The sequence below is a fragment of the Ensifer sp. GW823-FHT05D09 genome (assembly GCF_058795755.1).
Window position 1 is genome coordinate 280,462 of record NZ_JBXAIA010000001.1, and the last position, 19,112, is coordinate 299,573.

Sequence of the window (19,112 nt, forward strand, 5' to 3'; positions counted from 1 at the left end):
TGTTGGCATAAACCTTCAGATCAGCCTTGATCCAAGGGCGTAACCCTGTGGCATATCCGGTGAGCCGCGCTCTCGCGCCCGATGTCGACGTGCACGCTGCCTCTTGCCGCGAAGCCGCGATGGTATGTCCGCCTGGCCCTGCGTCAAACACTTTCGCTGCGCGCTGCCTGCCCGCGGGACGCAAGGGCAAAGCGCGGTGCGCTTCGGCTGAGCTGCGCCGACGTCGGGCGAGTGTGCCAGGTGGCGCCGATGGCCTCCTCGAGGGCCGCAACAAGCTCGGCCATATCCGCAGCCGCGGTTTCATGAAGCGCTTCTGCGACGATGAGGGCTGACGTGGTCTGCGGGCGGATCGCCGAATGGCCGCTTTGCCGGTTGGTCCACCGGCGCGCATGGGCGCATCCCGCCGCGTCGCGAAAGATCACTTCATTCGGTTCAGGGTGCTCCGTCTCGCCGGAGAAGGTGGCGTAGACCTCGTCCCCTTTCGCACGGGTCACTTCGAGATCGCCGACGATGCGCGAAAGATCGAAGACGGCGATGGGAATGGCAAAGGCCAGCGACACGGCGTTGCAAAGGTCGATCAGCGGATGGATCGACGGCAGGTCGCCCTCTTTCCGGAACCGGCGCAGCAGGGCTTCCGATGCGCAGCGATACTGCGTCGGCTTCAAGTCCATCCTGGAAAACGTCCGGCGCCAGGCCTGAATTTCCGCGAGTTCGCCTTCCGCACGCGTTGCAAGGACGGTCCTGGCGATCGCTTGAAACCGCGCAACGGCGTCGGCGACCGAGACGTCGCTGCTGATACCTTCGACGTGAAGTGCTCCCGCCGCAAGCTCGGGAAAATCACGCCAGATGCTGTCTGAATGCTGGAAATGCATGGGGTGCCTCGAAAGAATGGGATGAGAATGGCGTCAGATCTGGGCCTGACCTGCAGTCTTGGACCGGAGATGCGGCATGGCAAGGCTGAGGACGGCGACAAGCACGCAGCCGATGCCGGCGAGCTGGTTGATACTGACGGGTTCGCCGAGAAGAACGAAGGCCAGCAAGACGGCGGAGACGGGCGCGAGAGCGGTAAAGACCGAGGCTTCCGTTCCGCTGACCCTGGCGGAACCCGCGTACCAGAGGATGAAGCCGGCGACCGTGGGCACCAGGGCATAATAAAGCACGGCTGCCAGCGATTGCTCCGCGACGCCCTGCATCGAAGGAACCTCGAAGAGAGCGGGGACGATCGCCACGCCGACGCCCATGCCGGCCATGATGGTTGAAAGGGCGAGAGGCGCGATCGGCGTTCGGATACGCTTGTTGATCAGGATGAACAGCCCTTCGCAAACCACCGCGCCAAGGACGAGCGTGATGCCGAGGGCAGAATGGGATGTGCCTTCGCCGGGCCGAAGCACGATCGTCAGAACGCCCGCTGCCGCCAACCCGATCGCGATCAGGGTCGACCGGCTGGGCCGTTCGCCGAGAAGCAGGATGGCGATCGCGGCGGAGACGACCGGAAGCGTGCCGATGACGACGCCGGCATCCGTCGCCGAACTGCAGCGCAATCCGGCAATCAGAAGCGTCGTATAGCCGACGCTGCCGGCGCCTGCCTGCAGGAAGAGGATCAACCACTCGCGCCGTTCAAGCCTTGGCCAGGGCGTCCGTGTCAGGCGCATCAGGGCGAGGAACAGCGGAAAGGCGACAGCAAAGCGTAAGGCCGTGGCAACAAAGGGCGGCAGGCCGGAAGCGATCAGCTTGCTGGCGATCACTGTGCTGCCGACCATGATCATCGCCAGCGAAAGATAGAGATATCCTTGAAATTTTTCCGACATGCGGCCACTCCTGCGTTGGTGCGCAAGAGACCTCATCCAGGTCTTTCGGTCTTGAACGGAATTGCAGGCGGCGATGCCGTTTGTGCGGAAATGTTCGGCGGGTCTGCATCAACGACCCGCACGAAAACGAGAGTTCAAGGCACGGCCTTGGCTCAGTGGAAGGAACCGGCGTAGGCGCCGGGCGAGATGCCGTATTTGCGCACGAAGATCCGCGTCATGTGGCTCTGGTCGGCAAAGCCGCCTTCCGCCGCGGCCTCGGCCAGCGGCATGCCGCTGGCGATCAGCCGCCGCGTCAGATCGATCCGGCGCTGCACGAGATAGGCATGCGGCGTCAACCCGAAGCTTTTCGAAAATCCGCGCACCACCTGAAACCGGCTGAGGCCCGCTGCCTGTGCAAGATCGGTCAGGGTGACCGGGACGGCCGGATCGTCGTCGATTAGGCTCTGCGCCCTGGCGACCGCCGACGGCACGTGCCCGCCATGGCTTTGCCCGTCCCGCTCGTGCATCACGTCGGCCAGCAGCAAAAGCGTGCACTCCTCGTCGAGCATCTCGCCTCGATCGCCACCGGGCGCGGTGATCGCGCTGAAGAGGGTCTGAAAGTGTCTCGACGTCCGCACATCATGGAAGGCGGGGGCGGTGAACTCCGCAATCCGCGTCCGGCCCTGGCTGATGTCCTCCATCGCGTTGCCGATCACGGCAGGGTCGAAATAGAGCATCCGCCACGACCGACCGACATCGCCGATCGGCATGCCGTCATGGACCTCGCCGGGGTTGACCGTGATCATGTCGCCCGCACCCGCTTCGACCACGCCGCGGCCGCTCAGCGATTTCTGAGCGCCCTGGTGGATGAGGCCGATGCCGAATTGCTCATGGGTGTGGCGTGCAAACACGTGCCCCGACGAGGCAGCGACGGCCTCGACGCCGGCAATGCGGCAACGCAGTATCGTGAACCTGCCTTTTGTCATCGCCTCGCCTGTTCGGGCACCGGCGGCCCGTCGGATGTTTCTATCTCTCTCTTACAACGACCGCGGCTTTCCGGCCATGGGGATCGGCCAAAACTGCCGGACGGACCCGCCGGGCGGCGCGACGAAAGGCACCGGCCGGGGCTGGTGCTTTCGCCCTTGCGGCGTTGCAATCGGCGTCCGCATGGGTAAATTTCGCCGTCGAAAGACGATGACGACCGGAGAATTGCCGAATGCTGGACCTGCGCCTTCACTTCCTCGAAGCCGATGGATCCCTTGCACCCTGGCGCGAGACGATTCTCGACGACGTGCGGACGACGGCTGAGCGTGTCGGCGGCAGCGTTTCAGCATCCGACAGGTCCGCACCCGTCGATGTCCTCGTCGAGCGCCGGCCGGGGGAAACGATTCCGGAGCTTGGTTTGTCGGGCGCCTGCTACCGCCGTGGGCTCGTCACGGTCACGCTGGATCCGGATAACCCCAACTTCGAGACCAGCCTCGTAAGAGGCGAATTCCGAAAGACACTTACACATGAACTTCACCATTCCTTCCGCCACGCGACTTGCGGCTATGGTCTCAGGCTGGGAGAGGTAATCGTCACCGAAGGCCTGGCCGACGCCTTCGACGCGGAAATCAACGGTGGCGACGGCAATCCGTGGAACCACGCTATTCCCGCGCAAGACTGGTTGGGGCTTATCGAGCGGGCCGAACTGGAGCTGTGGGCTGACGGCTACAACCACGGCGCCTGGTTTTTCGGCTGGAGCGGACAAGGTAGCCCGCTGCCGCGCTGGGCCGGCTACTCGATCGGCTACCATCTCGTGAAGACCTACCTGGCCGCCAATCCGGACGCCCGTCCGTCGCGGATGACGGCGACCCCGGCGCCCGAGGTGATCGGCCGGGCGTGGGCGCATCTGAAGGCCAAGATAGCGATCGCCTGACGTCGATCAGTCCCGGTCGTGACCGGGCAACGTGCCGACGCTGTGGATCCAGGGCAGGGCGGAAGAACGCCAGATCTGTGATTTGGGAGCAAGGTCGCGGCGCTGATTGATCGTGCCGAGGCGAATGCCGACCTCTTCGGCGTCCTCATCCGTGCCGGTGGTGTAGACCGGCGAACCGCAGTTCGGGCAGAAGAACTGCAGGCGCTTGCGGCCGTTTTCCGCGGTCTTGACGTAAAGCTTCGGCTCGCCACCGGTGAGCCGGAAATTTTCGCGCGCTGTCCCCGCACTCACGCGGTAGGCCGTTCCCGTCAGCTGCTGGCAATCGGTGCAGTGGCAGATCGCGACATCGTCCGGATCGATGTCCGCCTCATAGGTCACGAAGCCGCAATGGCATTGTCCGTCGATCCGCATGGCACAGCCTCCCTGAAAGGCCATAACCTAGGACGGAGACGCGCGCCCGTCCATCGTGCTTGCGCCGGAGGCGATCGGCCTAGAGCGCTTCATCTTTAAACGGAAGCATTCTGCCGGAAGGAATTTCGGCCAGAACCAAGTCGGATGGTGAAGAACGCAGCAGAAGCTGCGGTCGAGACGGACGCCGCCGGTAATGGCCGAAATTCATCCGGCCCTTCGGGTTGGCTGAAAACGGCCGTCCACTGTGTCGGATGACTTGACCGATGGGTCCGCATCGCTCTGCGCCATCCTTCGTGTGGAACGGCCGTTTTGAGCCAACAGAATCGCTTCCGTTTAAAGATGAAACGCTCTAAACGCCGGTAAACAGCCACTCGTGTTCGCGGGCGTTGTGGAATTTCCACACCCGCTTCGGCCCGGCCATGACGTTGAGATAGTAGACGTCGTAACCGTGTACGGCGGCAACCGGGTGATATCCCCGCGGTACCAGCGTCACGTCGCCGTCTTCCACCGCCATGGTCTCGTCCAACGAGCGGTCGTCGGTATAGACGCGCTGCATGGCAAAACCCTGCGGCGGGTTCAGGCGGTGGTAGTAGGTCTCTTCCAGATAGCTCTCGGCCGGCAGATCGTCCTGATCGTGCTTGTGCGGCGGGTAGGAGGAGGTGTGTCCGCCCGGCGTGATCACTTCGACCACTAGCAGCGACTGGGCGGAGCTGTCGTCCTCGGGCATGATGTTGGTGACATAGCGGGTGTTTGTGCCTTTGCCGCGGGTCATCTGTGGGTGCGTGCCCGGCCTGATCACCTTGGCCTTGAAACCGTCGCCGCCGGGGGCCGAGCAGATCGCGAGATCGAGATCGGTCGTCGCCGCCACCTGCCAGCGGCTGCCCTTCGGCACGTAGACGGCATAGGGCTGTCCCTCGAAGGGTGTCATGCGCTCGCCAAGCTCGCCGAAGTCCTCGCCATCGACCGAAATCTTCGCCTTGCCGGTGACCAGCACGAGGCAGATCTCCTTGTCGCCGGCCTCGCCGTCAGCCGTCTCGCTCGGCTTCAGCCGGTTGAGCGCGAAGCCGACATAGGTCCAGCCGGCGCTTTCCGGCGTGACGTTCTGCATCAGGCCGGACTTAGCCTTCGGTTTGACGAGCAGCTTGGACATGTGACGGTCTCCTGATTCATTTTATGGAGCGCGCCGATTGTGTGGCCTGCCCCTCACCCTGACCCTCTCCCCGCAGGCAGGGAGAGGGAACTCTGGAATTTGCCGCACGCTCTCCACCTCACGTCTTGAATGGGCAGAGAGCTGGCGGCACATCCCTTCTCCCCGCTTGCGGGGAGAAGGTGGCGGCAGCCGGATGAGGGGCACTCGTCCCATCAAACCCGGAGGCCGAAAGTTTACTTGTCCAACCCGGCTTTCTTGGCAAATGCCTTCAGCGACTTCAGTCCCAGCGACTGGTATTCGAAGGGATTGCGCACGGCCGAATCCTGCTCGGCCTCGATCACCAGCCAGCCATCGTAATTGTGTTCGGCGGCGATTTTCAGGACGGGAGCGAAATCGACGCCGCCTTCGCTGTCGCCGGGAACGGTGAAGACGCCGCGGCGCACACCCTCGAGGAAGGAGAGGCCTTCGCCTTCGACGATCTTGCGCACGGCGGTGCGGACGTTCTTGCAATGGATGTGGCGGACGCGGTGCATGTACTTCCTCGCGACCTCGGCCGGGTCGGAACCGCCAAACCAGGCATGGCCGGTGTCGAGCAGGAGCTTGGTCGCCGGACCGGTGTTCTGCATCAAGAGGTCGATTTCCTCGCCGGTCTGGACGATCGTGCCCATGTGGTGATGGTAGACGAGATCGATGCCCTGGTCGGCGCAATATTGCGCGATCGCCTCGAGGTCGGCGCCGAACTTCTTCCACTGGTCGGCCGCCAGCACCGGCTTGTCGCCCACGACCGACTTCGTGTCGTCGCCATGGATGGCGTTCGAGGTCTCGCAGACGATCGCCACCTTGCAGCCGTTGTGCTTGAGCAAGTCGAGATGCGGCTGGATCGCCTTCTTCTCGGTTTCGACGTCATGGGTGAGCAGGTTGGTCGAGTGCCAGCCGGAGACGAAGACCAGATCGTAGGCGGCGAGCTTTGCCTTCAGCGCTTCCGGGTCGGAAGGCATTTTGTGGCCCTTCTCGATGCCGTCGAAGCCGATCTTCTGGCAATCGGTGAGGCAATCCTCGAGCGTCAGATGCGCGCCGATCGAATGATCGTCGTCGTTGCTCCAGGCGATCGGGTTGGTTCCGTAGCGGATCATGTCAGTCGTTTCCTATAGCAGTGTCCGCCTGGGGCGGATGGTTAGTCATGTCTCGTTGATGGCGTAGGGGAAGGGCAACTTCGCCCCTCATCCGGCTGCCGCCACCTTCTCCCCGCTTGCGGGGAGAAGGGATATGCCGTGCCCTTCGAAATCCTCCGGCCCGTTCGCAAACCGAGGGCGGGGTGAGGGGCATAAACGTTGAAAAGCGCCTGCGAGGGACCGCAGGCGCCGCATTGCGTGCTCTCAGCCGAAGCGCTGGGAAGCGAGGGCCTTTTCGTAACCCTTGCGGGCTTCGTTGACCTGGGCGCGGTCCGATACCTCGGGAACCGCCACGTCCCACCAGTGGCCGCCTGCGTCGGTGGTAACAAGCGGGTCGGTGTCGATGACGATAACAGTGGTGCGAGCTTCGCCTGCCGTTTCCTTCAGTGCCGATTCCAGCTCCGAGATCGAGCCGACCTTGCGAGTCAACGCACCCATCGCGCCGGCATGGGCGGCGAAATCGATCTGCGGCAGTTCGACATGGTGCGTGTCGGCCAAGAGGTTGTTGAAGTTGGCGCCGCCGGTTGCCATCTGCAGCCGGTTGATGCAGCCGTAGCCGGCATTATCGAGCAGCACGATGGTGATCTTGGCGCCGAGCATGATCGACGAGGCGATCTCGGAGTTCAGCATCATGTAGCTGCCGTCACCGACCATGACGATGACGTCGCTGTCGGGCCGGGCGAGCTTGGCGCCGAGGCCGCCGGCGACTTCATAACCCATGGTCGAGAAGCCGTATTCCATGTGGTAACCCCCAGGCGTTTCCGCCTGCCAGAGTTTGTGCAACTCGCCGGGCAGGCCCCCCGCCGCGCAGACGAGCACGGTATCGTCGCCGCCGCGGGCGCGCTGGACCGCGCCGATCACCTGCGCGTCCGATGGCAGTGCCGCATTGGTCGTCGCCGTTGCCTTGTCGGCGGCTTTCAGCCACTCGGTCTTTCCGGCCCTGGCCTTGTCGGTCCAGGCGGCGTCGACCTTGTGGTTGCCGAGCCCGGCGGAAATTCGCTCGAGGCCGATGCGTGCGTCGGCCACCAGCGGCAGCCCTTCATGCTTGGCGGCATCGAACGGCTGGACATTGAGGCCGACAATCTTCAGGCCCTCGTTCTTGAACAGCGCCCAGGAGCCGGTGGTAAAATCCTGCAGCCGCGAGCCGACGGCGAGCACGACGTCGGCCGCCTCCGCCAACTGGTTGGAGGCTGACGTGCCGGTGACGCCGACGGAACCCATGTTGAGCGGGTGGCTGTGCGGCAGCGAGGACTTGCCGGCCTGGGTCTCGACGACGGGAATGCTGTGCTTTTCCGCAAAAGCGGCCAGCGCCTTGCTGGCTTCCGAATAGAGCACGCCACCGCCGGCGATGATGACCGGGCTCTTCGCCGCCTTCAGCGCCGCAATCGCCGCTGCCAGCTCGTCGGCATCGGGCTCGATGCGGCGCGACGACCAGATTTTTTCGTCGAAGAAGGCTTCCGGATAGTCATAGGCTTCAGCCTGCACGTCCTGGCAGAGCGAGAGCGTCACCGGGCCGCAATCGGCCGGATCCGTCAGCACCTGCATGGCGCGGCGCAGCGCCGGGATGATCTGCTCCGGCCGGGTGATGCGGTCGAAATAGCGCGAGACCGGACGGAAGCAGTCATTGGCCGAGATCGTGCCGTCGGCAAACCCTTCCACCTGCTGCAGCACCGGATCGGGCCGGCGGTTGGCAAAGACATCGCCGGGCAGGAACAGGACCGGCAGGCGGTTGACATGGGCAAGCGCCGCCGAGGTCACCATGTTGAGCGCGCCGGGGCCGATCGAGGTGGTGCAGGCCATGAAGCGGCGACGGAAGCTCGCCTTGGCAAAGGCGATCGCCGCATTGGCCATGCCCTGTTCGTTCTGGGCGCGGTAGGTCGGCAGCGTGTCCTTGATGCCGTGCAACGCCTCGCCGACGCCGGCGACATTGCCGTGGCCGAAGATGGCGAAGACGCCGCCGAAGATCGGCACCTTGTTGCCGTCGATGACGGTCATCTGGCGGGTCAGGAACCGCGCCACGGCCTGTGCCATGGTCAGGCGCACGGTCTTCTGGCTCATACTCTGTTTCCTCCTCGTGGCGAAATCATCCCGTTTCGCCCACTGTATCGTTGCCTGGACTGGGGCCGGTACGAGAACCAGCCCCGATCCTATGCCGCCTTTGTTTCACCCAGCTGCAGCCAGAGATCGACAAGCGCCTTGAATTTTCCCGCCATCTCGGCGACCGCCTGTTCGTCGGTCATCGTGCCGCCGAGCCAGGCCTTGCTGGCATCGGCAAAGATGGTGCGTCCGACGGCAAAACCCTTCACCGTCTTCGAGGTGCGGGCCGCCGCAAAGCCATCCTTCAGCGCCTCATAGGGCGCTTCGAGGCCGAGCAATACTACGCCGCGGCAGAGCGGGTCGCGCTGTTCGATCACCGCATCGATCGCGGCCCAGGCGCCACGGCTTGCCTGTGGCTCGAGCTTCCACCAGTCGGGCTTGAGGCCGGCATCGTAGAGTTCGTTAAGGGCACGCGGAATGGTCTGGTCGTCGAGCTTGCCGTGCTTGCCGGCAATGATCTCGATCAGGATTTCGCGGCCGACCTTGCGTGCCGCCTCGAAGGCCGAGCGGAGCTTGGCAACCTGCGTCGCCTTCATCTCGGCCGGATCGTCCGGGTGGTAGAAGGACAACACCTTGATGCAGTGGTCGACCGGCCAGTCGATCAGGCGGCTGCCGAGATCCTGGCTGAATTCGAACTGCAGCGGCCGCGAGCCCGGAAGCTCGATCGGTTTGCCGATCCAGAAGTCGCGGTGGGCGCCGGCGGCATAAAGCGCGTCGCGGCCGTATTTGTCGTCGATCAGCATGCCGAAGCCGGAGCGCCCGGCGGCAACTTGCGCGGCAGCCTTGACCGCCAGAACCTTGAAGGCGGGGATGCGGGCAAGCAATTCCGGATTGCCGGCGGCTGCGTCTTCCAGCTGGCTGCGATGGTCGATCGCCAGCGCCATCAACAGCGGAATCTCGCGGCGGCGGGTCGTCGCCCAGTGAACGTGGTTGATCGCCTCGTCCTTGCGCAGCGCCCGTTCCGTGCTGCCCTTCTCCAGGAAGAATTGCAGTTCGGTCCAGGTCGGGATCTCCGGCGCGCAGAGCAGGCGGGAAACGGCAAAGGCGCCGCAGGCATTCGCCCAGGTGGCCGAGGTCGCGTGCGGTTCGTTCTTAAGCCAGCCGCGCAGGAAGCCGGACATGAAGGCGTCGCCGGCGCCGAGCACGTTGTAGACCTCGATCGGGAAGCCTTTGCCAATGATGCCGTCTTCAAGGTCGTCGGAGATCGGACCGTCATAAACGATGCAGCCCATCGGACCGCGCTTGAGCACGATCGTCGCCTTGGACAGCGAACGGATGGTCTTCAGCGCCTGCAGCAGGTCGCTTTCGCCCGATGCGATCAGCACCTCTTCCTCGGTGCCGACAATCAGGTCGCAATCGGCAAGAACTGTCTTCAGATGTGCCGAGACGCGGTCAGAGGCGATGTACCGGCTTTCGCCGGCGTCATGGCCGGCAAGGCCCCAGAGGTTCGGGCGGTAATCGATGTCGAAGACGATCTTCGCGCCGGTTTCCTTGGCGATACGCATCGCCTTGCGCTGCGCCGCATCGGTATTGGGCTTTGAAAAATGGGTGCCAGAAACGAGGATCGCCCGTGCCGAGCGGATGAACTCTTCGGAAACGTCGTCTTCGCACAGCGCATTATCGGCGCAGTTGTCGCGGTAGAACAGCAGCGGGAAGGACTTGTCGTTCTCGACGGCGAGGATCGCAAGCGCCGTCAGGCGCTCAGGATCAGTGACGATGCCGCGGGTCTCCACACCTTCGCGCGTCAGCTGCTCCCGGATGAAGCGACCCATCTGTTCGTCGCCGACGCGGGTGAGCAGCGCCGACTTCAGCCCGAGGCGCGCCGTGCCGACGGAGATGTTGCAGGGGCAGCCGCCGACCGATTTGGCAAAGCTCGAAACGTCCTCGAGCCGGGTGCCGATCTGCTGACCGTAAAGGTCGACCGAGGCCCGGCCTATGGTGATGAGGTCGAGCGGCTTTGCTCCCTGTGACGAAACGTTCTGGCTCACTGCTTCCTCCCCGCGGACGCCTTTGCGGCCCCGACCATTCTCGTTCTGTGGGTGATGCAGGTATGAAACATAAATTCCGGCGTTTCGTCAATATAGAATTTTCATTCTATCCGTTCTATTCCGTCCTCGCCTCTTCCTGCAGGCGGTGGCGCTTCTCGGCGATGGCCACCGTCAGCGCCATGGCGAAGGCCATGCTGGCGGACAGCGAGCGGAAACCGGCATGGTCGGCCTCGACCAGCTCGAACCAGACTTTCGAGGATTCGGCGAGCGGCGAGAATGCAGAATCGGTAAGCGACACGACCGGCACCTTGCGCTCGGCAAGCAGACGCGCCTGGGCGGCGCTTTCGGAGGCATAAGGGGAAAAGCTGACGGCAAATGCTGCATCGTTCTTGCCGGCCATCGCCAGCATGTCGTCGTCGATGCCGGCGGCCGTGCCGACCAGCTGGTACTTCACCTTCAGCTTGCCGAAGGCATAGGCCATGTAGCTGGAGATCGGATAGGAGCGGCGCTTGGCGATCAGGTAGACTGTCTCGGCCTTGGCGAGGATATCGACTGCGCGCTCGAAGGCCTCCGGGTCGACGGAGGTCGCGATATTGTCGAGCGAGCGGTGGGCGGCGGCGACGAAACCGTTGAAGATCGAGCCGCTCTCGAGCTTGCTGTGCTCGTTTTCGCTGAGCGCCTTCAGCCGGTCTTCGTAGCCGGGCGTGCGCTCGCGCAACCGGGCACGGAAGATCTGCTGCAGGCTGGAGAAGCCTTCGAAGCCGAAGTGCTGGGCGAAGCGCACCAGGGTCGACGGCTGGACGTCGGCCGAGGTAGCGATGCTCGCGGCCGTGCCGAAGGCGATCTCGTCGGGATTGTCGAGCGAATAGGCGGCCACCTGCTTCAATCGTTTCGGCAGCTGCGCCTTTCGCTCCAGAATGACCGTCTTCAGCGCCTCGAAATCCTGCGGGACCTCCGTCGTCGTTTCAGGCGTTGCCATTCTTGTCCGTCTCCAGTGTGACCCGTGTTGCGTTATGCCCTCACACTAATCGATTGGTGACCATTGGGATAGAACAGGCGTTCCATTTTTTGTCGCCTTTTCCATTTTGGCTTTCTCAGCCGATCTGCACCCATTCATTGGTCTTGGCAGACTGGTAGGTCGCCGACAGCACCTTCTGGACTTCGTATCCTTCGCGGAAATCGGTCGATGGCGATTTTCCGTTGGCGATCGCCTCCAGAAACTCGTTGACCTCGATCGCCTTCAGATCGTTGAAGCCGATCTGGTGGCCGGGGGCGACGCAGAAGGCGCCATAAGGCGGATGCTCTGGGCCGGCCCAGATGGTGCGGAAGCCGCGGGTGCGGATATCGTCGCCAGTCTTGTAGAGGCGGATCTCGTTCAGCCGTTCCTGGGTAAAGACGATGCTGCCCTTGGAGCCATAGATCTCGAAATCGTGCTGCATCTTGCGGCCGGTGGCGATCCAGTTTGCCTCGAAGCTGCCGGTCGCGCCGCTCTCGAAGCGCACGAAAGCGCGGGTGATGTCGTCGACCTCGACGGCGCGCATCTCGGTGGCACCGGCAGAGACCGGGCGCTCGGGGATCTGGATGATGGTTTCGGCCAGCACCGAGCGGATCGGCCCGACGAGGTGGCGCATGGAGGCGATGATGTGGCTGCCGATATCGGCAAGCGCGCCGCCGCCGCTGGCAGGGTTGAGCCGCCAGCCCCACGGCACGGAGGCGTCCGCCATGAAGTCCTCGGCATGGACGCCGCGCATCGAGCGGATCTCGCCGATCTCGCCGCTTTCGATGATGTCCTTGGCAAGGAAGATCAGCGGGTTCTTCAGGTAGTTGAAGCCGACCTGGGTGACGACGCCGGCCTTCTCGGCGGCTGCGACCATTTCGGCGCAATCGGCGACCGTCGGTGCCAGCGGCTTTTCGCAATAGACATGCTTGCCGTGGGCAATCGCCGCCAGTGCCATCTCCTTGTGCAGGAGGTTCGGCGTGGTGATGTCGACGATATCGATGTCGGGATCCGTCAGCAGCTCACGCCAGTCGGCCGTCGCCTTGCGGAAGCCGAGGCGTTGCCGGGCGTTCTCAGCGCTCTCGGTGGTCACATCGGCGACCGACACCAGGTCCAGTTCGAACGGCAGGTCGAACACCCGCGCGGCGATGGTGAAGCCGAGCGCATGCGCCTTGCCCATGAAGCCCGTGCCGATCAGGCCGACGCCCAGTTTTTTCTTGCTGCTCATGCCATTCCTCCGGGGCCAGCGACCTGTGTCGCGGCTCAGAATGAAATGAAATGTGCATGATTTGTCAATATGGAATATTTGTTCGAAAATGCGTTTGGACACGATCGAAGGCTATTGCCCCATGTTTCGATCAAAACGGCGCGACCCGTTCGCCTAAGATGCGCTCGTCAGCGCCCAGATGAATTTGTTAACGCATTTTTACCATGTTTCGTCGGAACATCCCCCATGGTTAACGAATCGCATCCGTATGAGCGGGCGAAACCGGAGTGATGTCAGCATGTGCCGCTGGGCAGCCTATCGCGGGGAGCCGCTCTATCTCGAGGAACTGGTGACTTCTCCGGCGCACTCGCTGATCGAGCAGTCCCATTGCGCCACACGGGCGAAAACGGCGACCAACGGCGACGGCTTTGGCGTCGCCTGGTATGGCGACCATCCGGAACCCGGGCGTTACCGCGACATTCTTCCCGCCTGGTCCGACTGCAATCTGAAAAGCATCGCCCGCCAGATCCGCTCGCCGCTGTTTCTGGCCCATGTGCGCGCCGCAACCGGCGGCGGCACGCGCCGCGACAACTGTCATCCTTTCGTCTTCGGTCGCTGGTCGTTCATGCACAACGGCCAGATCGGCGACTTCGAGCATCTGCGCCGGCCGATGGAGAGCATGCTCGACAACGACCTCTATTCGGCCCGCACCGGCACGACGGATTCGGAGTTGTTGTTTCTGCTCGCCATGCAGTTCGGGCTCGACCACGATCCGCTTGGCGCGATCGCCGAGGCACTGGCCTTCATCGAGCAACTGGCGTCGCATCTGGAGCGGCAGGTGCTGGTGCGCTTTACCGCCGCCTTCTCCGACGGCCACGATCTCTACGCCGTGCGCTACGCCTCCGACTGGAAGGCGCCGACGCTCTATGCAGCCCCGATGGGGCCGAGCGGCGGCTACTGCCTCGTCTCCGAACCGCTCAACGACGATGACAGCGCCTGGGTCGAAATCCCCGATGGCACCGCCGTGATCGTCGGCGAAAACGGCGTCGATGTGCGGCTGTTTTCGACGCAGGGGACGCCGGTGCGGAAGTATCGCTCGGCCTGAGACATTATCCTGTCTGGCGGGTGAAGGCGTCCGCATGGTTCGCGACGCCATCGCTGCCCCCTCATCCCGCTACCGCGACCTTCTCCCCGCAGGCGGGGAGAAGGGATATGCCGCACTCTCACCGAACCCATCGATCGACTGCCAACGCTTTTCCCGGGCAGGGCACGTCCCCTCGCCCCGCTGGCGGGGAGAGGGTTAGGGTGAGGAGGCTTTCTGTAAAGATGGTTGAGGGGGTTAAGGTGCCCAATCAGCCCCGTTCTTTTCGCTCCAGCTCAACGGCAATCAGCGCCGCCAGCTTCTCGGCGACCGCGTCCTTGTCCATGTCGGGCCAGTCGTCGTTGCCGGCAGCCGAGATCAGCTTCACCCGGTTGCGATCGCCACCCATGATGCCGGTTGCCGGCGAGACGTCGTTGGCGAGGATATAGTCGGCGCCCTTGCGCTCGAGCTTGGAGCGGCCGTTGTCGGCGACGTTCTCCGTCTCGGCGGCAAATCCGACGACCAGCTTCGGCCTGTCGGCATGATGGCCGACGGTCTTAAGGATATCCGGGTTCTCTGTGAGCTCGAGCGGCGGCGGAGCCTCGCCGGGCTTCTTCTTGATCTTGTTGCCGGCGGCACTGGCCACCCGCCAGTCGGCAACGGCCGCCACCATCACCGCGATATCGGCGGGAAGGGCGGCAAGCACCGCATCACGCATTTCCTCGGCGCGCTCCACATGGATCACCTTGACCCCCGACGGGTCGGGGATGGTCACCGGACCGGAGACCAGTGTCACGTCAGCACCGAGCCTGGCAAGGGCGGCGGCAATGGCGTGGCCCTGCTTGCCCGAGGAACGGTTGGCGATGTAGCGCACCGGGTCGATCGGCTCATGCGTCGGCCCGGAGGTCACGATCGCCTTGCGGCCGGCAAGCGGCTTCGCGCCACCCGAAAGCAGGGTCTCGACGGCAGCGACGATCGCCAGAGGCTCGCTCATCCGGCCTTCGCCGGCTTCGCCGCTTTCCGCCATTTCGCCGGCTTCCGGGCCGATGAAACGGATGCCGTCCGCGCCAAGCGTCGCGCGGTTGCGCCGGGTGGCCGGATGAGCCCACATCTTCGGGTTCATCGCCGGAGCAACCAGCACCGGACGATCGGTCGCCAGCAGAATGGTCGAGGCAAGATCGTTGGCATGGCCATTCGCCATCTTCGCTATCAGATCGGCGGTGGCGGGCGCGACGACGATGAGATCGCATTCCCGCGCCAACCGGATATGACCGACATCCTGCTCGTCCTCGCGCGAAAACAGGTCGACGTAGACGTGTGAGGCCGAGAGTGCGCCGACGGCAAGCGGTGTGACGAACTGCTGCGCACCCGCCGTCATGACCGGACGGACGCTGGCGCCGCGCTCGCGCAGGCGGCGGATCAGATCCAGGCTCTTATAGGCCGCAATGCCGCCGGAGATGATCAGGAGAATGCGTTTGCCCGACAGTGTCATCGCGTCCCGGCCTTCCAGCCGCCTTCTTCACCGGCGCTTTGCGCCGGTCCAGCCATGTTGTTCGACAGCATCCTTCCAGCAGGTTTGCCGAAGAAGAATGTGGTTGGCGGCGACCCTACTTGAGCGTTTCATCGGGCGCAATGTGCCTGACGGAACGCCGCGATGGCAGTCGCCGCGGCAGGGCACGGCGAACGCACGGGCAAACCATCCGGCAATCGGTGCACGGTGCCAGTCGATCACGGGAGCCTGATGGCGCCGCGTGGCCAGACGGCTTCAAACGGCGAATATCCCTTGGTATCGCGCCGTCGAAGGCGCATAGTGCAGTCATCATCGACCGATCGAACGGGCGTCGATGGCTGAGAGATCGTAGCGCTTTCGCCCCAACAGGAGATCGCGTGATGTATCCCATCGACGGATTTCGCGGGCGACCGATCCTTCCCAGGGAATTCCCGATGGTTGCCGATGTTTTTCGGGATGCTGTCCAGGTGCGATACTCCGCGCTCGACCATGAAGAAGGCGAGGCAATCCTTGCCGGGCTCATGGACTTGCACCGGACCGTTATCAAGACTTGGTTGCCCTCCGTCCAATAGCTGCTGGCCTGCGGATCCGAGGTCCTCAATCGTCGAAGTGCCGCCCAACCGCCACTTCAGACCCGAGCGCGGCCAGCATCAGAGCACTTACAAAGCGACACGCAGGCGATCGCGTGGCCCCGGCTGCAACGGCCGTCGGGCATTTCGACGCCAGGGAGAATGCGATGCTTCATACCTTCGCCACGCATATTCGCCGCTACGACTACGCACTCGCGGCCATCAAGATCTCGCTCGTTCTGTCCCTGCTGGTGGTCGCGCTGATCACGCTGAACGGCCTTGCATGGTAGTTGCTCAAGAGGCGGCGCAGACGACCTGTGACCGGTTGCTTACGCATGCGTGCGGTCCACGCCGTTTTTTCGGCTCCCTCTCCAATCGGCCGACGCCGAACGGCTGGCCTTGAAGAAGCCACGATCGGTGCTATCTTTGCGCCGATAGAAATTGCCACAGGATACACGCATCGATGGATTTCCACCTGACAGCAAAACCCACTCCTTTTGCCATCAGGGACATCCGTATCCATGCCTGTTTCGATTTCTCTCTCCCACCTCTCTTGGTCCACGCCTGACGGCCGCAGCCTCTTTTCCGATCTGAACCTGACCTTCGGGCCGGGCCGCTCCGGCCTTGTCGGACGCAATGGCGTCGGCAAGAGCACGCTTTTGAAGTTGATTGCCGGATCGCTCCAGCCGCCAGCCGGTACCATCTCCGTCGATGGCAGCCTCGGCATTCTGCGCCAGACGGTGCAGGTCGCCGAGCATGAAACCGTTGCCGACCTCTTCGGTATTTCCGACGCACTGGCACTTCTCGGCCGCGCAGAGAACGGCACCGCCAGCATCGACGAGCTGTCGATTGCCGACTGGACGCTCGAGGCTCGGCTGGAAACCGCTCTGGCGCGCCTCGGTCTTGCGGCAGAAGCACGTACACCGCTGACATCGTTCTCGGGCGGGCAGCTGACACGGGCAAAGCTTGCCGCACTGGTTTTTGCCGATCCCGATTTCATTCTACTCGACGAACCCACCAACAACCTGGATCGCGCCGGCCGCGAGGTGGTGATCGAGTTGATGGCCAACTGGCGCGGCGGCGCCGTCGTCGTCAGTCATGATCGCGAACTGCTCGACAGGATGGATACGATCGTCGAGCTCACGTCTCTTGGCGCCACCAGCTATGGCGGGAACTGGAGCCTCTATCGTGAGCGAAAGGCGATCGAACTCGCCTCTGCCCGGCACGATCTTGCCGATGCCGAACGACGCCTTGCCGAGGTCGACCGCAAGACGCAGGAGATCTCGGAGCGCAAGGCCCGCAAGGACGGCGCCGGCCGTCGGAAGCGCGCCAAGGGCGATGAACCGCTGCTGTTGCTCGATGCTCGGAAGGAGCGCAGCGAGAAGACCGGCGGCGACAATGCGCGCCTTGCCGAACGCCGGCGCGACCAGGCGCTCGGCGATCTCGCAACGGCCCGCGACCGCATCGAGATCCTGCAGCCGTTTTCGGTGCGGCTCCCTTCGACCGGACTGCCGCCCGGCCGCGTCGTCCTGCAGGTTGACGATGTCAGCGCCGGCTATGTCGCCAACCACCCGGTGCTCGCCGATCTTTCCCTGACGATATCAGGGCCCGAGCGGGTGGCGATCACCGGGCGCAACGGTTCGGGCAAGACGACGTTGCTGTCGCTGATATCGGGCACGCTTGCACCGTGGTCGGGTCATGTCAGGATCCTGACGGACTTTGCCATGCTCGATCAGCAGGTGAGCGTGCTCGATCCGGAGATCTCGATCCGCGACAATTTTCGTCGGCTCAATCCCGGGGCGGGCGAAAATGCCTGCCGCGCGGCGCTCGCGCGCTTCATGTTCCGCGCCGACGCTGCCTTGCAGCGCGTCTCCAGCCTCAGCGGCGGCCAGATGCTGCGGGCGGGACTTGCCTGCGTGCTTGGTGGCGAGCGCCCGCCACCGCTCCTGATCCTCGACGAGCCGACCAACCATCTCGATATCGATTCCATCGAGACGGTGGAGGCGGGGCTGCAGGCTTACGACGGCGCACTTATCGTCGTCAGCCACGACGAGGCGTTCCTGGAGGCGATCGGCATTACGCGTCGGGTCGATCTATTCGGAGTGTCGGAGGGCCGCCGCACCGTTGCCCGCTAGAGGTGGACGGTCTAGGCTCGGCTACTGAGCCCACTTCACGTCACCGGTAAACGCGATCGTCAGCCAGCGGTCGCGCCCGGCCTCGCCGATCTCCATGCCGATCTCGGCGCGGATCGCATCGAGGCTCGCAAGCGTCTCCACTTTGGTGTCGGCCGATCCGATCAGATAGATCTCGATCAGCCGGGCGCGGCCGACCTTGGCGACATAGGTGCGGTAGTCGGCAAAGCCGTGGCGGCTGGCAGCGCCGCGGGCGGCCTCACGCACTTTTTCGTCCAGCTCGGCCGGCGCCACGAGGAAGATTTCCTTCAGTGCGGCATAGACCGTTCTCAGCGGCAGCGGGATCAGGCACAGCGTCAGAACCACCAGGATCGCCGGGTCGGCATAGGGCGTCCAGCTTTCATAGGCGGTGCCCTTCAGCATCGCGGCGACGACGAAGGCGACCAGCAGGGCCGCGGTGATCGTGCCTGACATCGCCCAGGCGCGCACGTCGAGCGCCAGGAATTCCGAGCCGATCGTGCGGTTGGCGCGCCGGCCGTAGAAAAACATCACGATGCAGATGACGACGACGACGGCGGCATAGGCGATCGCCCAGTCGAAGGCGAGTTCGCGCCCGCCTGTCAGCAGCGAGTCGACCGCGTTGATCAGCGCGTAGAAGGAAAGCGTAGCCAGCAGCCCGGCATTGAGCAGCAGCACCATCGGCTCGATATGCCAGAACCCCATCTGGAAGCGGCTGCTTTCCCTCGGGATCAGTCGCGTCACACCGAGCGCCAGCAGCGTCATGGCGGCGTCGACAGCGGAAAACACCCCGTCGAACACGATCGACACCGATCCGGACAAAAGGCCGAAGAGCACGCCTGTCGCACCGACGACAATGGTTGCAGCGATCGATCGCTTGAGGACGGTTTGTTCGGTGGCGGTGGTCATGATCTTGTATTCACTCCTGTTTCGACGCGGTGCTTAGGCGGTGCCGGTGACGAAATGGTGACGATGATCACTTAAGTGGCGGGATGTTAGCGTTTGGCGTGAGCAAGCGAAAGCGACAGGAGCGCTCTCTTGCGGTCATGGTGTGAGGTATCCGCCGGCGAACGGA

16 protein-coding genes are annotated in these 19,112 nt (G+C 63.8%); 4 read left to right on the forward strand and 12 right to left on the reverse strand.

Annotated features, from left to right (window positions below; translation table 11 throughout):
- Positions 1 to 143: 143 nt before the first annotated feature.
- The 3 genes from AC1Q80_RS01435 to AC1Q80_RS01445 all read right to left on the reverse strand — a co-directional run bounded on the left by AC1Q80_RS01435 (position 144) and on the right by AC1Q80_RS01445 (position 2,773).
- Entirely contained in the window at positions 144 to 872 is a 729-nt protein-coding gene (locus tag AC1Q80_RS01435; RefSeq protein ID WP_492359446.1) for a B3/B4 domain-containing protein, read from the reverse strand.
- Positions 873 to 905: 33 nt separating this feature from the next.
- Positions 906 to 1,808, reverse strand: a complete 903-nt coding sequence (locus AC1Q80_RS01440; RefSeq protein ID WP_492359447.1) for a DMT family transporter — start codon at positions 1,806 to 1,808, stop codon at positions 906 to 908.
- Between the two features lie 152 nt (positions 1,809 to 1,960).
- Positions 1,961 to 2,773 carry an AraC family transcriptional regulator gene (locus tag AC1Q80_RS01445; protein ID WP_492359448.1) on the reverse strand — a complete coding sequence of 271 codons (813 nt, stop codon included), beginning with the start codon at positions 2,771 to 2,773 and terminating at the stop codon, positions 1,961 to 1,963.
- A 230-nt stretch (positions 2,774 to 3,003) separates the two neighbouring features.
- On the opposite strand from AC1Q80_RS01445, the gene AC1Q80_RS01450 reads away from it, so the two are divergent.
- Positions 3,004 to 3,705 (forward strand): DUF2268 domain-containing putative Zn-dependent protease, encoded by a 702-nt coding sequence (locus AC1Q80_RS01450; RefSeq protein WP_492359449.1) that lies wholly within the window; start codon positions 3,004 to 3,006, stop codon positions 3,703 to 3,705.
- A 6-nt stretch (positions 3,706 to 3,711) separates the two neighbouring features.
- Here the strand turns inward: AC1Q80_RS01450 and AC1Q80_RS01455 are convergent, their stop codons facing one another.
- The 7 genes from AC1Q80_RS01455 to AC1Q80_RS01485 form a co-directional block, all read right to left on the reverse strand.
- Positions 3,712 to 4,116 (reverse strand): GFA family protein, encoded by a 405-nt coding sequence (locus AC1Q80_RS01455; protein ID WP_173418767.1) that lies wholly within the window; start codon positions 4,114 to 4,116, stop codon positions 3,712 to 3,714.
- 349 nt (positions 4,117 to 4,465) lie between these two features.
- Entirely contained in the window at positions 4,466 to 5,266 is an 801-nt protein-coding gene (gene iolB, locus AC1Q80_RS01460) for a 5-deoxy-glucuronate isomerase (RefSeq protein ID WP_492359450.1), read from the reverse strand.
- A gap of 233 nt (positions 5,267 to 5,499) precedes the next feature.
- Complete coding sequence (gene iolE / locus AC1Q80_RS01465; protein WP_492359451.1) at positions 5,500 to 6,399, reverse strand: myo-inosose-2 dehydratase; 900 nt, start codon at positions 6,397 to 6,399, stop codon at positions 5,500 to 5,502.
- 243 nt (positions 6,400 to 6,642) lie between these two features.
- Complete coding sequence (gene iolD, locus AC1Q80_RS01470; RefSeq protein WP_492359452.1) at positions 6,643 to 8,496, reverse strand: 3D-(3,5/4)-trihydroxycyclohexane-1,2-dione acylhydrolase (decyclizing); 1,854 nt, start codon at positions 8,494 to 8,496, stop codon at positions 6,643 to 6,645.
- 89 nt (positions 8,497 to 8,585) lie between these two features.
- Complete coding sequence (locus tag AC1Q80_RS01475) at positions 8,586 to 10,523, reverse strand: bifunctional 5-dehydro-2-deoxygluconokinase/5-dehydro-2-deoxyphosphogluconate aldolase (protein WP_173418771.1); 1,938 nt, start codon at positions 10,521 to 10,523, stop codon at positions 8,586 to 8,588.
- Positions 10,524 to 10,638: 115 nt separating this feature from the next.
- A complete protein-coding gene (locus tag AC1Q80_RS01480; RefSeq protein ID WP_173418772.1) occupies positions 10,639 to 11,502 on the reverse strand; it encodes a MurR/RpiR family transcriptional regulator in 864 nt (287 codons plus the stop codon).
- 115 nt (positions 11,503 to 11,617) lie between these two features.
- Positions 11,618 to 12,748 (reverse strand): Gfo/Idh/MocA family protein, encoded by a 1,131-nt coding sequence (locus tag AC1Q80_RS01485; protein ID WP_492359453.1) that lies wholly within the window; start codon positions 12,746 to 12,748, stop codon positions 11,618 to 11,620.
- Between the two features lie 277 nt (positions 12,749 to 13,025).
- Between AC1Q80_RS01485 and AC1Q80_RS01490 the strand changes: the two genes are divergently transcribed.
- Positions 13,026 to 13,832, forward strand: coding sequence for a class II glutamine amidotransferase (locus AC1Q80_RS01490; protein WP_173418774.1), 807 nt, complete (start codon positions 13,026 to 13,028; stop codon positions 13,830 to 13,832).
- A gap of 247 nt (positions 13,833 to 14,079) precedes the next feature.
- Here AC1Q80_RS01490 and coaBC read toward each other — a convergent pair whose 3' ends face one another.
- Positions 14,080 to 15,300 carry a bifunctional phosphopantothenoylcysteine decarboxylase/phosphopantothenate--cysteine ligase CoaBC gene (gene coaBC / locus AC1Q80_RS01495; RefSeq protein WP_492359454.1) on the reverse strand — a complete coding sequence of 407 codons (1,221 nt, stop codon included), beginning with the start codon at positions 15,298 to 15,300 and terminating at the stop codon, positions 14,080 to 14,082.
- Positions 15,301 to 16,054: 754 nt separating this feature from the next.
- On the opposite strand from coaBC, the gene AC1Q80_RS01500 reads away from it, so the two are divergent.
- Together AC1Q80_RS01500 and AC1Q80_RS01505 are read left to right on the forward strand one after the other, a co-directional pair.
- Positions 16,055 to 16,177, forward strand: a complete 123-nt coding sequence (locus AC1Q80_RS01500; RefSeq protein WP_268833697.1) for a hypothetical protein — start codon at positions 16,055 to 16,057, stop codon at positions 16,175 to 16,177.
- 231 nt (positions 16,178 to 16,408) lie between these two features.
- Positions 16,409 to 18,022, forward strand: coding sequence for an ABC-F family ATP-binding cassette domain-containing protein (locus AC1Q80_RS01505; RefSeq protein ID WP_492359455.1), 1,614 nt, complete (start codon positions 16,409 to 16,411; stop codon positions 18,020 to 18,022).
- A 21-nt stretch (positions 18,023 to 18,043) separates the two neighbouring features.
- On the opposite strand, the gene AC1Q80_RS01510 is transcribed toward AC1Q80_RS01505, so the two are convergent.
- Positions 18,044 to 18,946 carry a cation diffusion facilitator family transporter gene (locus AC1Q80_RS01510; protein WP_492359456.1) on the reverse strand — a complete coding sequence of 301 codons (903 nt, stop codon included), beginning with the start codon at positions 18,944 to 18,946 and terminating at the stop codon, positions 18,044 to 18,046.
- Positions 18,947 to 19,112 lie beyond the last annotated feature (166 nt).